This is a genomic window from Actinophytocola oryzae, assembly GCF_004364325.1.
Lineage (GTDB): Bacteria > Actinomycetota > Actinomycetes > Mycobacteriales > Pseudonocardiaceae > Actinophytocola > Actinophytocola oryzae.
In genome coordinates, this window is record NZ_SOCP01000001.1 from 812248 (window position 1) to 825763 (window position 13516).

At 70.7% G+C, this 13516-nt stretch carries 12 protein-coding genes; all 12 read left to right on the forward strand.

Annotated elements, in window-relative coordinates:
* Positions 1-97: 97 nt before the first annotated feature.
* The 12 genes from metX (at position 98) to CLV71_RS03515 (ending at position 13511) form a co-directional block, all read left to right on the forward strand.
* Positions 98-1297, forward strand: a complete 1200-nt coding sequence (metX, locus tag CLV71_RS03460) for a homoserine O-acetyltransferase MetX (protein WP_133901050.1) — start codon at positions 98-100, stop codon at positions 1295-1297.
* A gap of 19 nt (positions 1298-1316) precedes the next feature.
* On the forward strand, positions 1317-2666 hold the full coding sequence (locus tag CLV71_RS03465; protein ID WP_133901051.1) for an O-acetylhomoserine aminocarboxypropyltransferase/cysteine synthase family protein: 1350 nt from the start codon (positions 1317-1319) through the stop codon (positions 2664-2666).
* Positions 2663-3145 (forward strand): CoA-binding protein, encoded by a 483-nt coding sequence (locus CLV71_RS03470; protein WP_133901052.1) that lies wholly within the window; start codon positions 2663-2665, stop codon positions 3143-3145. The genes CLV71_RS03465 and CLV71_RS03470 overlap by 4 nt, the downstream gene beginning before the upstream one ends.
* A 477-nt stretch (positions 3146-3622) precedes the next feature.
* The gene (locus CLV71_RS03475; RefSeq protein ID WP_133901053.1) at positions 3623-4471 is read left to right on the forward strand and encodes an ABC transporter ATP-binding protein; all 849 of its coding nucleotides are present in this window, start codon (positions 3623-3625) and stop codon (positions 4469-4471) included.
* Positions 4468-5343, forward strand: coding sequence for an ABC transporter permease (locus tag CLV71_RS03480; RefSeq protein ID WP_133901054.1), 876 nt, complete (start codon positions 4468-4470; stop codon positions 5341-5343). The genes CLV71_RS03475 and CLV71_RS03480 overlap by 4 nt, the downstream gene beginning before the upstream one ends.
* 21 nt (positions 5344-5364) lie before the next feature.
* A complete protein-coding gene (locus CLV71_RS03485; protein ID WP_133901055.1) occupies positions 5365-6420 on the forward strand; it encodes an ABC transporter substrate-binding protein in 1056 nt (351 codons plus the stop codon).
* A 48-nt stretch (positions 6421-6468) separates the two neighbouring features.
* Entirely contained in the window at positions 6469-7152 is a 684-nt protein-coding gene (locus tag CLV71_RS03490; protein WP_133901056.1) for a GntR family transcriptional regulator, read from the forward strand.
* Between the two features lie 35 nt (positions 7153-7187).
* Entirely contained in the window at positions 7188-9305 is a 2118-nt protein-coding gene (locus tag CLV71_RS03495) for a hydantoinase/oxoprolinase family protein (RefSeq protein ID WP_166663905.1), read from the forward strand.
* Positions 9302-10174 carry a fumarylacetoacetate hydrolase family protein gene (locus CLV71_RS03500; RefSeq protein WP_133901058.1) on the forward strand — a complete coding sequence of 291 codons (873 nt, stop codon included), beginning with the start codon at positions 9302-9304 and terminating at the stop codon, positions 10172-10174. The genes CLV71_RS03495 and CLV71_RS03500 overlap by 4 nt, the downstream gene beginning before the upstream one ends.
* Before the next feature lie 31 nt (positions 10175-10205).
* Positions 10206-12290 (forward strand): hydantoinase B/oxoprolinase family protein, encoded by a 2085-nt coding sequence (locus CLV71_RS03505; protein ID WP_133901059.1) that lies wholly within the window; start codon positions 10206-10208, stop codon positions 12288-12290.
* A complete protein-coding gene (locus CLV71_RS03510) occupies positions 12287-13057 on the forward strand; it encodes a fumarylacetoacetate hydrolase family protein (RefSeq protein WP_133901060.1) in 771 nt (256 codons plus the stop codon). The genes CLV71_RS03505 and CLV71_RS03510 overlap by 4 nt, the downstream gene beginning before the upstream one ends.
* An 88-nt stretch (positions 13058-13145) precedes the next feature.
* Complete coding sequence (locus tag CLV71_RS03515; RefSeq protein ID WP_133901061.1) at positions 13146-13511, forward strand: HPF/RaiA family ribosome-associated protein; 366 nt, start codon at positions 13146-13148, stop codon at positions 13509-13511.
* Positions 13512-13516: the final 5 nt, after the last annotated feature.

The window sequence follows — 13516 nt, forward strand, 5'->3', positions numbered from 1 at the left end:
GGTACGCGACCCTACACGTGCTCTGACCTGCGTCTCAGAGTCCGAGACGGGCCTGTGCCCCGGTCGCGGGGCCGACCGGGCTGGCTATGATGCGGCCATGGTTCCCGCGTCGACGGTAGCGGCCGGTTCGGTCGGTCTGGTGGAGACGCGGTACTTCGACCTGCCCGATCCCGTGCACCTCGAATGCGGCCGCGAGCTGGGGTCCGTCCGCGTCGCGTACGAGACCTACGGGACCCTCTCACCCGAGCGCGACAACGTCATCCTGGTGTGCCACGCCCTCAGCGGCGACGCCCACGCCGCCGGCTTCTCGACAGCCAGGCCCGAGGCGAGCACGCGCGACGGGTTCGCCGCCGAGGACCGCGACGGCGTGGTCGGCCAGGCGCTCGGCTGGTGGGACGGGATGATCGGGCCCGGCAAGGCGTTCGACACCGACCGCTACTTCGTCGTGTCCACGAACCTGCTCGGCGGCTGCCGCGGCACCACGGGGCCGTCGTCGACCGACCCCGCGACCGGCAGGCCGTACGGACCGGACTTCCCGGTCATCACGGTCGCGGACATGGTCCGGACCGAACGCGCGTTCCTGGACGCGCTGGGCATCGAGCGGCTCGCGGCGGTCGCCGGTGGCTCGCTCGGCGGGATGCAGGCACTTGAATGGGCGATCCTGTACCCCGACCAGGTGGACTCGATCGTGGTGATCGCCAGCACGCACGCGCTCCACCCGCAGGGCATGGCGTGGAACGCGATCGCCCGCGAGGCGATCACCCGCGACCCGGGCTGGCAGGGCGGCCACTACTACGGCACGGGCACGAGCCCTGACGCCGGCATGGGCGTCGCGCGGATGGTCGGTCACGTCACGTACCTCTCCGCACCCGCGCTGCACGACAAGTTCGGTCGCAGGCTGCAGTTCGCCGACGACATCCGCTACACGCTCACCGAGCCCGAGTTCGAGGTGGAGAGCTACCTGCGCCACCAGGCCGACTCGTTCGTCAAGCGGTTCGACGCCAACACCTACCTGACGATGTCGCGGGCTCTGACGTACTTCGACCTCGCGCGACAGTACGGCGACGGTTCACTCGCCAAGGCACTCGAAAGTGTGACGGCGCGGACGCTGCTGATCACGTTCAGCTCCGACTGGCTGTACCCGCCGGTGGCGTCGAAGGAGATCGACGACGCGTTGCGCACGCTCGGCAAGCCGACCGAGCTGCACCTGATCGACGCGCCGTACGGCCACGACTGCTTCCTGCTGGAAGAACAACGACAGACGCCGATCGTCCGCCGGTTCCTGGCCGGTCGATGAGGTCGAGGAAGAGGTATTGGTGACCGACGAATCCCCCCGGGTCGAGCAGGAGCACGACTTCGGGTTCGAGACCCGGCAGCTGCATGCCGGGCAGCGGCCCGACCCGAACACGGGTGCACGCGCGGTGCCGATCTTCCAGACGACGAGCTACGTGTTCGAGGACCCCGAGTCGGCCGCGGCCTACTTCAACCTGCAGGAGTACGGGAACACCTACTCGCGCATCATGAACCCGACCGTGGCGGTGTTCGAGGAGCGGGTCGCGAACCTGGAGGGCGGGGCGGGCGCGGTGGCGTTCGCCAGCGGCATCGCCGCGCAGGCCGCCGCGCTGTTCACGATCCTGGAGCCGGGCGACCACGTCGTGTCGTCCTCGGCGCTCTACGGCGGCACGGTGAACCAGCTCAAGCACCTGCTGCGCAAGATGAATGTCGAGCTGACGTGGGTCGACCCCGACGACCTCGACGCGTGGCGCCAGGCGGTCCGGCCCGAGACGAAGGCGTTCTTCGCGGAGACCATCGGCAACCCCGGCGGCAACGTGCTCGACATCGAGGCGGTGGCGGCCCTCGCGCACGAGCACGGCCTCCCGCTGGTGGTGGACAACACCTTCGCGACGCCGTACCTGTGCCGCCCGATCGAGTGGGGCGCGGACATCGTGGTCCACTCGGCGACCAAGTTCATCGGCGGGCACGGCACGAGCATCGGCGGCGTGGTCACCGAGGCGGGCACGTTCGACTGGTCCAACGGGCGCTTCCCCGTGGTCGCGGACCCGTCCCCGGCCTACCACGGGCTGCAGTTCCACGAGACGTTCGGGACCTACGGCTACCTGATGAAGCTGCGGGCCGAGACGCTGCGCGACCTCGGCGGCGCGCTGTCGCCGTTCAACGCGTTCCTGTTCCTGCAGGGGCTGGAGACGTTGTCGCTGCGGATGGAGCGCCACGTCGAGAACGCGCGCAAGGTCGCGGAGTTCCTGTCGTCGCACGAACTGGCGTCGCGGGTGACCTACCCGGACCTGCCCGGCAGCGCCTACCAGCCGCTGGTGCGGAAGTACCTGCCGCGCGGCGCGGGCGCGGTGTTCTCGTTCGACGTGGCCGGGGGCAGGGAGGGTGGGCAGGCGCTCATCCGGGGCATGTCGCTGTGGTCGCACCTGGCGAACGTCGGCGACGCGAAGAGCCTGGTCATCCACCCGGCCAGCACGACGCACCGCCAGCTGTCCGACGAGGAGTTGCGGGCGGCGGGGGTCGGGCCGGGGACGGTGCGGCTGTCGGTCGGCACGGAGTCGGCCGAGGATCTGTTGTGGGACCTGGAACAGGGCTTCGCACACGTCGCCGCGACCGTGGACCCGGCGGCGGAGAAGGAGGTCGCGACAGCATGACCGATCTGACGCGTTACCAGGATCCCCTGGCGATCCAGCGGGTGCTCAACACCGCGAGGACGATCGCGGTCGTCGGCCTGTCGAACAACGAGCTGCGGGCAAGCTACTTCGTCGGCTACTACCTCAAGCGGCACGGGTACCGGGTGATCCCGGTGAACCCGCGTGCGAAGGAGATCCTGGGCGAGACCAGCTATCCGAGCCTGTTGGAGGTGCCCGAGAAGGTGGACATCGTCAACGTGTTCCGGGCGCCGGACGCGCTGCCCGAGATCGCCCGGCAGGCGGTACGGATCGGCGCGGACGCGCTGTGGTGCCAGTTCGGCGTAATCAACGAGGAGGGCGCGAGGACGGCCGAGGACGGTGGGGTGACGGTGGTCATGGACCGGTGCATCAAGGTCGAGCACGCGCGTTACGTCGGCCGCATGCACTGGCTCGGCTTCAACACCCAGCGCATCACCTCGGTCCGCGCCGGCCTGCAGTAGACGAACCTGCCCGGTGGACCGAGGCCACGTGCACTGAAGGACGCCTTCGTAACGCTGGGCGTACTGAAGGCGTCCTTCGTTGCGTGGGGCGTTCTGAAGGACGCCTTCGTAACGCCTGGTGCGTTGTGGGACGCCGTTCTGACGCTCGGCTCGCGTGCACCCAGGATCTTTCCGTCACGGGCGCACCGGTTCGGCGGGTGAAAGCCGCGTCGTGGGCGGGGGATGGTCGGGACGCCTCGCGTCCGGCCCGCGAAGCGGCCCTCGGGCCACCTCGCCGCGGGTCTGCACGGTCGAACCTGACCCACCCCCACGCACTGAAGGACGCCTTCGGTACGCCCAGCGTTACGAAGGCGTCCTTCAGTGCGTTGAAAAACGTCTGGTCACCCCGTTGACCACATTCCACGATAGGCATACCCTCCGACATGCCGGTCGGTATACCGACCGGAATACAGCCTCAAGGTGGAGGTGGTCGGCCTCATGGTCGAGACGAAGGGGTCGGTCGAAGCCCCGCTCGACAACTCGGCGGACCCCGTGTCAGGGGATCCCGACGTGCACGTGCGGTGCAGCGGAGTCGGCAAGGTGTTCGTGTCCTCGAGGGGTGCGACGCGAGCACTGGCAGGGGTCGACCTCGTCATCGAGCGTGGCACGTTCGTCTGTCTGATCGGCCCGTCCGGCTGCGGCAAGTCGACGCTGCTGCGCATCATCGGCGGCCTCGACACCCCGAGCGAGGGCGAGGTCGACGTCCGCGGGCTCGACGGCCGCCAGCCGCGGCCCGCGTTCGTCTTCCAGGAGCACGGGATCTTCCCCTGGCTGACCGTCCGCGAGAACGTCGAGTTCGGACTCCGCATGGACGGTATGCGCCGCACCAGACGGCGCGAGGTCGCGAGGGAGTGGATCCACCGCGTCGGACTGGAGAAGTTCGCGTCGCACTACCCCAACCAGCTCTCCGGCGGCATGCGCCAGCGCATCTCCATCGCCAGGGCCTTTGCCTACGACGGCGACCTCATGCTCATGGACGAGCCGCTCGGCGCACTCGACGCCCAGACCCGCGCACTCATGCAGGAACAGCTCCTCGAACTGTGGGAACGCAACCGCACCACCGTCCTGCTGGTCACCCACTCCATCGAGGAGGCCCTCCTGCTCGGCGACCGGGTCGTCACGATGACCGCCCGCCCCGGCCGCGTCAAGGGCGAGATGCGACCGGGGTTCGCCAGGCCGCGCTCGATGGAGCTCGAGGCCCGCGCCGACTTCGCCGGCATGAAGGCACAGCTGTGGGGCTCGTTGCGCGACGAGGCCGAGACGACCCTGCTGGAGGGGGACCGGTGACCGGCGTCGAGACCGTGGAGCGCACCGACGGGCCCGCCGACACGACCGAGCACACCGTCGGGCGGATGGTGCGCCGCGAACGCAGGCTCGTGCTGCGGGACCGGATCGCCGCCATCCTCACCCCGCTCGTGCTGCTCGGCCTGTGGCAGGTCGCCGCGACCTCGGACTGGATCGACGCGCGCCTGTTCCCCGCGCCCTCGCTGATCGTCGCGAACGCCTGGGACATGATCCTCGACGGCGACCTGTTGACCCACACCTGGGCGACGCTGTCGCGGATCATCTACGGCTCGGTCATCGGCATCGTCGTCGGTGTCGTGCTCGGGCTCGCGATGGGGTACTACCGACTGCTGTCCGCCGCGTTCTCACCCACGCTCTCCGCGCTCTACGCGCTGCCCAAGATCGCGATCTTCCCGCTGTTGCTGGTGATCTTCGGTCTCGGGGAGACGCCACGGGTGCTCGTGGTAGCGATCAGCGTGTTCTTCGTGATGCAGATCAACGCCATGTCCGGGGTCCGCCACGTCGACCCCAGGCTGGTCGAGGCGGGCACGGCGTTCGGCGCGACGGGCTGGAAACGGTTCCGCTACGTGGTTTTCCCCGCCGCGCTCCCGTCCGTCTTCGCGGGCCTTCGGGTCAGCGCGGGCGTGAGCATCCTCGTGATCGTGGCGGTGGAGTTCGTCGGCTCCAGCGACGGTCTGGGGTTCCTGATCTGGAACGCGTGGACGCTGTTCCAGCCGACACGGATGTATGTGGGACTCGCGGTCGTCGCCATTCTCGGCGCGGTGCTCGCGGGCCTGGTGGGGCTCGGCGAGCGGTGGGCCACGCCGTGGATCAGCGCCGGCCCCCGGCGCAGGCGACGCGACGATGCGAACTGACCTAGAAGGGCTGGTAGTGGAATGAGGATCCAGAGGATCGGACGATCCCGGGTCGGGGTGTTGATCGCGGTCGTCTGTCTCGCCGTGCTGACGGCCTGCGGGAGCAGCTCCGACGACGACACCGCCAAGGACAGCGGCGGCAACCAGAAGGTGACCGTCAAACTCGCGAACGTGCGGTCGGGCCTGTTCGCCCCGCTGTACGTGGCGCAGGAGCGCGGCTACTTCGCCAAGCAGAACGTGAACCTGGAGGTGTCGGAGGTCAGCACCCTCCAGGACGCCTTCCCGCTGCTGGCGAGCGGTCAGCTCGACGCGGCGATCGGCGGTGTGTCCTCCGGCATGTTCAGTGCCATCGACCAGGGCTTCGACCTGAAGATGGTCGCCTCGATCGCGTCCGCGCCGGGCACCAAGCCGTCGCCGACCGCGCTGGTGGTGCGCAAGTCGCTCATCGACAGCGGTGAGGTCAAGTCGCTGAAGGACCTCACCGGCCGCAAGATCGCGGCGGCGGGCGGGGCTTCCGGTGGCGGCGGGTGGAACCTCATGGTGATGCTGCGCCAGGCGAAGATGTCGATCACCAAGGTCAACGTCGTCGCGCTCGCGAACCCGGACATGCTCAACTCGCTCAAGAGCGGCGCGGTCGACGCGGCCGTCGTGACCGCGCCCTTCTCCACCGCCATCGTCAAGGAGGGCATCGGCGTCGAGTTCGGCGACCCGCTGCCCCGCGGCTACGGTGCGGGCGCCCTCGTCTACAGCGCGGACTTCGCCAAAACGCCAGGCGCGCAACGGGTCTACGATGCCCTGGCCAAGGGCGAGAAGGACGTCGGTACCGAGGGGCCGAGCTCCGACTCGATCGCATCGATCGTCGCGATGGACAAGTACGTCGGGCAGGACGTGGCCGTGATCAAGAGTTCCCCGAACTACGCCTACGACCTGAAGCTGTTCCGTCCGGAGACCCACGCCAAGTGGTTCGTCGAGCTCCAGCAGGAGTCGATCAAGGACGGCTACTTGAAGATCAAGGCACCGATCCCGATCGACCGGTTCGTCGACACCCGGTTCGCCGATGCCAGCTCGGTGAAATGACCGGCCGGGCGCGACCGCCCGGCCCCGGACGGAAAAGGTGGATGACGGGTGGCCGATCCTGCAGCGGGCCCGACGAAGACGGGTCTGGCGGTGACCTCCTCCTCCGCGCTGGCGGCGGAGACCCTGCGGCAGATGATCTTCTCGGGTCAGCTCCGCGCACGCGAGTTCGTCCACGAGCAGCAGCTCGCCAGGCAGCTGGGCATGAGCAGAACCCCGGTGCGCGAGGCGATCCGGGACCTGTGCACCCAGGGACTGCTGGTGCGCAACGAGAAGGGGCAGGCGTCGGTGTTCGCACCGAGTGCCGGCGACCTGCAGGAGATCTACCGCATCCGGCTCCTGCTGGAGCCGGACGCGGTGCGGGAGTCGGTGGCCAACCGCTCCGCGGAGTCGACGGACGAGATCCGGCGCCAGCTCGAGGTGCTGGAGGGGGCGGCGCCGGGGGCGGAGTGGGCCGCCGCGCACGCCGCGCTGCACCGCGCCATGATCGCCGCCACCGCGGGCCGCAGGTTACCGGAGCTGATCATGTCGCTGCGGTTACAGAGCGACCCGTACGCCCGCATGTTCATCAGCACCGACCCGACGTTCCGGGAGGGTGCCGCGGCTGACCATCGGCAGATGGCCGTGCAGGCGGCGGCGGGGCTGGCCGACGAGGCCGCCGAGACCGTCGCGAGGCACCTGCGCCGCACGAAGTCCCGGCTCGACGAGATGGTCGAGCGGGAGATCTGGACCTGATTACCGGCGTCTGCCGGATGGGAGGGATGTCGTCCGTGGACGAGTACAGGGTGGGGGTCGACGTCGGCGGCACGTTCACCGACTGCGTGGTGGTGTCCGACAGCGGCGCGACCTGGGCGGTGAAGGCACGCACCACGCCCGAGGACCAGTCGGGTGGCGTGCTCGACTCGGTCGTCGCCGCCGCGCAGGCCGTGGGACTTCCCGATGTCGGGTCGCTGCTGGCGGCGTGCCGCACCTTCGTGCACGGCTCGACGGTGGCGACCAACGTGATGGTCACCCGCCGGGGCGCACGCACGGCGCTGCTCACCACCCGGGGCCACGAGGACGCCATCCGGATCGGGCGGGGCCGCCAGCGGGTGGCCGGGCTGCCGGAGTCACGCGTCACCCACGTCACCCACCACGCGAAGCCGCGCCCGCTGGTGGCGCCGACCGACGTGGTGGGCCTACGTGAGCGGATCGACGCGGACGGCACGGTTCTCGTCGCCCTCGACGAGAAGCAGGTCCGTGCCACCTTCGAGGCGCTGGTCGACTCCGGCGTGGAGGCCCTCGCGGTCTGTCTCCTGTGGTCGATCACCAACCCCGTGCACGAGCGGCGGGTCCGCGAGATCGCCGCCGAGGTCGCGCCGGACCTGTACATCTCGCTGTCCAGTGAGGTCGCCCCGGTGCTCGGCGAGTACGAGCGGACCACGTCGACGGTGGTCAACTCCTATGTCGGGCCCGCGGTGGCCCGTTACCTGACCTCGCTGGAGGAACGGCTGGGCAGAGCGGGACTGCGTTCGTCCATCCTCTACACCCAGGCCGACGGCGGGCTCGCCGCGGCGGAGTCGGTCATCGCGCGGCCACTGTCCATCCTGGACTCCGGGCCGGCGGCCGGGGTGCTCGGCGTCGCGTCGCTCGCGGCGGAGATGACGCGGCAGAACGTGCTGTGCGCCGACGTCGGCGGGACCACGTTCGACGTCGGCGTCGTCAACGGCGGCACCGCGGAGCAGGACGCCTACCCGGTCGTGGACCAGTACGAGCTGCGGCTGCCGAAGGTGCTGATCAAGTCGATCGGCGCGGGTGGCGGCAGCATCGCGTGGACGGACGGCCGGGGCGTGCTCCGGGTCGGGCCGCAGAGCGCGGGTGCCGTGCCGGGGCCCGCGTGCTACGGCAACGGCGGCACCCAGCCGACCGTCACCGACGCCTACCTCGCGCTCGGCCACCTCGACCCGGAAACCCCGCTGGCGTCGGGCATCCGGCCGGACATGGCCGCCGCGCGGGCCGCGCTGTCCACCGTCCTCGGGCCGGAACGCGCGACACCGGAGGAGGCGGCCGCCGCGATCGTGCGGATCGCGGAGAACCAGATGGCCGACCTGCTGCACCGGGTGACGATGGAACGCGGCCTCGACCCACGCGACTTCACCCTCGCCGTCTACGGCGGCGCGGGCCCGCTGTTCGGCGCGGCCATCGCGAACATCATCGGGATCGACACCGTGCACGTCGTGCCGCACTCGGGTGCGTTCTCCGCGCTCGGGATGCTGCAGACCGACCTCACCTGGACCGCCGAGGAGTCCTTCGTGGCCAGGGTGCCGATGGACCCGGCCCGGCGGACGGAGCTGGGCGACCGGGTCTCGGCGTTGCGCGAGCAGGTGACCGGGGTGCTCGGCAGGCACGGGAACGCGACCGACGTGCGCCTGCGGACCTCGGTGGGCGTCCGGTTCGCGCTCCAGGCACACCACCTCGACGTCGAGCTGCCCGGCGAGCCGGGTGACGACGGGTTCGACGAGCTGGTGCGCTCGGCGTTCGTCGCGCGTTACCGGCAGACCTACGGCCGCAACAGCGCCTACGAGCCCGCGCCGGTCGAGGTGGTGTACGTCCGCGTGGTCGGCTCGGTCGGCGGCGGCCGGAGCGGTCACGGCTTCGGTGCCACGACGGGGGAGTCCACGGCCGCGGCCCCGGGGGAGCGTTGCGTGCACTTCCCCGGCCACGGCTTCACACCCGCACGGATCCTCGACGGCGCCGCGCTGGTCGAGGGGACCGGGTTCGACGGCCCGGCCATCGTGCACGGCGCCGGCGAGACGACCACCGTCCCGCCCGGCTGGCACGCGGGATACACGGCCGGTCAGCTCGTGCTGACCAGGTGTGACGGCACGACGAACGGAAGTGTGCGATGAAGCTCTGTGTTGTCGACGTGGACGGTGTGGCGCACGGGGCAGTCGTGCGTGACGGCCGGGTGCTCGCGATCCCCGGCGCGACCGGGGACGACCCGCTGCTGGCCCTGCTGGCCGAGGGCGTGACCGTGGCGGAGGTGGCGCGGCGGCTCGGTGACGCGCCGACCGACCTCGGCGACGTGGCCGACGCCGCGCTGCTGACCCCGCTGCGGCGGCCCTCGAAGATCATCGCGGTCGGCCTGAACTACCGCGAGCACAGCGCGGAGTTCGGCCAGGCCGTGCCGGAGCGCCCGATCCTGTTCATGAAGTACCCCAGCAGCGTCACCGGTCCCGGTGCCGAGATCACGGTCCCGGACGGGCTGAGCACCCAGGTGGACTTCGAGGTGGAGCTGACCGTCGTGGTCGGACGTGCCTGCGGACCGGCCTCGCCGGGCGGCCTGGACGACATCTTCGGCTACACCATCGCCAACGACGTCACCGCGCGCGACATCCAGGAGGTCGAGGCGCAGTGGAGCCGGTCGAAGTCCTTCGACGGTTTCTGTCCACTCGGGCCGGTGCTCACCACCGCCGACGAGGTCGGCGACCCCCAGACCCTCGACATCTCCCTGCGGCTCAACGACGAGGTCATGCAGCAGGGCAACACCGCGGAGATGGTGTTCTCCGTGGAGTACCTGATGCGCTGGATCACCGCGACGTCCACATTGGAGCCCGGCGACCTCATCCTCACCGGCACGCCGTCCGGGGTGGGCTTCAAGCGGACCCCGCCGGTGTACCTCGGCGACGGCGACGAGATGGCCGCCGCGATCGGCGGCCTCGGCGTGCTCCGCAACACGATGCGCTTCGGCGCTCTGGCGTCGGCCGGCGTGCGTTGACCGGACCCAGACCAACCCAGGGGAGGCAAACATGGACGACGTCACGTTCGAGGTGATGCGCCACCGGCTGTGGGAGATCAACAACGAGATCGGCGTGCTGGCCGCGCGGATGGCGGCCTCGCCCGCCGTCTACGAGACCGGCGACTACAACACCGGCATCCTCGACCGGCACGGCAGGGGGGTGTTCTCCGGGGTCGGGGTGATCCGGATGGCGACCGCGCTCGACCTGGTGGTCGCCGGTGTCCGGGAGGTGTTCGGCGAGGACGTCGGCCCCGGTGACGTCTTCCTCACCAACGACCCCTTCGCCGGCGCACTGCACGCCATGGACGTCGCGGTCGTCGCGCCGGTGTTCGTGGGGGACAGGCTCGTGTCGTGGACGGGGATCGTCTTCCACGAGCTGGACATGGGTGGCCCGACGCCGGGCAGCTGGTCGGTCGGCGCCCGCGACGCCTACCAGGAGCCGCCGCTCATGCCGCCGGTCCGGGTCGTGCGTGGTGACGTGGTGCAGCGTGACGTCGAGGCCGCGTTCCTGCGCAACTCCCGGGCGCCCGAGGTGCTCGCGATCAACCTGCACGCCAAGATGGGTGCGCAGGAGCTGGCCAGGGCCCGCATCCAGGAGGTCATCGCCGAGATCGGCGTCGAGGAGTACCTGGAGCTGCTCGACCGGATCCTCGACGACGTCCAGGTCGCGGTCCGCGACCAGCTCAGGGCCATGCCCGACGGCAGCTGGAGCGCGTCGACCTACATCGACCACGACGGCGTCGACCCGGTCATCCACGAGCTGCGGCTCACCGCCGAGAAGCGCGGCGACCGGCTGACCCTCGACTTCACCGGGACGAGCCCCCAGGCGCGCGGCCCGGTCAACTGCGCACGCAGCGGCCTGGTGGCCGGGGTGCTCGAGGTGCTCGTGCCCGCGTTCTGCGTCGACCTCCCGTGGTCGCACGGCGCGGTCGCCGAGTGCGTGGAGATCATCAGCGAGCCGGGCACCATCAACAACGCGATCCACCCGGCGCCGACGAGCATGGCGACGGTCAACGGCTGCCAGTCCACGAGCGACCTGGTGTGGCAGGTGCTCGGGATGATGAGCGGCTGGGTGCCCGACCGGCGCGACGAGACCATCGCCGTCGGGTACGGCGGCGTCAACTCCGCGGTCTCCAGCGGTCGCCTCGCCACCGGCGCCCCGTTCGTGATGTCGTGCTCCGGCCTCGGCGGCGGCGCGGCCAGGCACGGTGGCGACGGCGTGGACAGCGGCGGCAACATCATCGCGCCGATCTTCGCGATCCCGAACGTCGAGCGGCTGGAGAGCCTGTCGCCGCTGCTGTGGCTGTGGCGCAGGGAGCTGCCCGACAGCGGCGGCCCCGGCCGGTGGCGTGGCGGGCTCGGCGTCGAGTTCGCGGTGACCGTGCGGGCGCCGGTCACGGAGGCGCGGGTCGTCGCGTTCAGCACGTCCTGGGCGGTCCCCGCGGCACGCGGCGCGCACGGCGGCTTCCCGGGTGGCATGCAGAGCAACGTGATCGTGCCAGGCAGGCCCGTGGTCGACCAGCTGCTCGCCGAGGACCTGCACCGGCCGTGGGTCGGCGCGGAGGACGCGACGCGGGTGGTCAACGGGAAGGTCGAGTTCATCCTGCGACCCGACGAGGTGTGGGTGTCCGCCGGCTCGGGCGGCGGCGGCTTCGGCGACCCCCGGACACGCCCGGTCGAGGACGTGCTCGACGACGTGGTCGCCGGGCGGTGCACCCGCGAGCACGCGCTGCGGATGTACGGGGTGCGGGTCGAGGAGCGCGAGGACGGCGCGGGCGGCGACCTCGTCGCGATCCGCGATTCCGAGCTGCCACCGATCGGCGACGGCGACCGCCACGCGCTGCTGCGCGGACCCTACTTCGACTTCGTCGGTGCCGAGCAGTACGCCTGCGCCCGCTGCTCGACCCGGTTCTCCGTCGGCGACACCGGGTGGGTGCTCGAGTTCGGCGACACCGCGCCGGTGAGCCGCTGGGCGGGCGACGACGGCTACCGCCTGCTGGTGACGTCGTGTCCCGGCTGCGACGCGACGTTCCGCGTCGACGTGCGCAAACCGGGCACGACCGAGGGTGACACCAGAGAGAGGCTGACGGTATGAGGTACTGCAGGTACGAGACGGCGGACGGCCCCAGGTGGGGTGTGGTCGACCCGTCGACCTCGGAGGTGACCGCGCTGCGTGGCGACCCGATCGTCTCCGTCGAGACGGACGGTCCCGCCGGTCCGGTGGCCGACCTCCGGCTGCTCGCGCCCGTCACGCCCGCGCTGATCGTGTGCGCGGGCCGCAACTACGGCGCGCTGCTCGCCGAGCGGGGCTGGGACCGGCCCGCGGTGCCGAGCCTGTTCCACAAGTCCCCGAACACGCTCGTCGGCCCCGGCGCGGCGATCCGCTGCCCGGACGACGCGCGGGACGTGGCGCACGAGGGTGAGCTGGCGGTCGTCATCGGCAGGCGGCTCAGCGGCGCGGGCGAGGAGGAGGCCGCCGCCGCGGTGTTCGGCTACAGCTGCGCGAACGACGTGACCGTCCGGGACTGGCTGCACCCGACACCGCAGTGGGTCCTGGCCAAGAGCACCGACTCGCACTGCCCGATCGGCCCGTGGGTCGAGACCGACGTCGGCGACCCGACGACACTGCACGTCCGCACCACCGTCAACGGCGAACCGCGCCAGGACGGCGACGTCGGCGATCTCGTCTTCCCGATCCCGAGCCTGCTCGCGTTCATCAGCCGCACCATCACTCTTCTGCCGGGTGACGTGGTCCTGACCGGTTCACCCGCGGGTGTCGGCGAGCTGCACCCGGGCGACGTCGTGTCGGTCGAGGTCGACCGCATCGGCATGCTGACCAACCCGGTCGAGCACTGGGCGTGACCTGTGGCGCCCCCTTTCGCCCAGCCGGGTAACCGAAAGGAGGGTACGGTCACGTGATCCGCATGCCGAAGTTCGTTGGAGGGTGCTCGTGCAGATCCAGGTCAACACCGACCACAACATCAATGGTGGCGAGAAGTTGGCTGCCTACGTGACGACCGAGCTGGAGTCGAGCCTTTCGCGGTTCGACCGGTGGTTGACCCGCGTGGAAGTCCACTTCAGCGACGACGCGGCAGGCCGGGCCGAGGCCGAGGACATGCGCTGCGTCATCGAGGCCCGCCCGGCAGGCGCCCAGCCCGTCGCGGTGACCCACCACGCGGGCTCGGTCGACGACGCCTACAACGGCGCGGCGATGAAGCTGGAGAAGGTGTTGGACACCAAGTACGCCCGCGCGCACGACCACAAGGGCGCCGACTCCATCCGCCACATGCCGGCGCCCCCGGAGGACCTGAACTGACCAGG

Excerpts from the sequence above, each read along its gene's own strand:
- metX (WP_133901050.1), top strand. The coding sequence starts at position 98 with ATGGTTCCCGCGTCGACGGTAGCGGCCGGTTCGGTCGGTCTGGTGGAG.
- CLV71_RS03470 (WP_133901052.1), top strand. The coding sequence starts at position 2,663 with ATGACCGATCTGACGCGTTACCAGGATCCCCTGGCGATCCAGCGGGTG.
- CLV71_RS03475 (WP_133901053.1), top strand. The coding sequence starts at position 3,623 with ATGGTCGAGACGAAGGGGTCGGTCGAAGCCCCGCTCGACAACTCGGCG.
- CLV71_RS03485 (WP_133901055.1), top strand. The coding sequence starts at position 5,365 with ATGAGGATCCAGAGGATCGGACGATCCCGGGTCGGGGTGTTGATCGCG.
- CLV71_RS03500 (WP_133901058.1), top strand. The coding sequence starts at position 9,302 with ATGAAGCTCTGTGTTGTCGACGTGGACGGTGTGGCGCACGGGGCAGTC.
- CLV71_RS03505 (WP_133901059.1), top strand. The coding sequence starts at position 10,206 with ATGGACGACGTCACGTTCGAGGTGATGCGCCACCGGCTGTGGGAGATC.
- CLV71_RS03510 (WP_133901060.1), top strand. The coding sequence starts at position 12,287 with ATGAGGTACTGCAGGTACGAGACGGCGGACGGCCCCAGGTGGGGTGTG.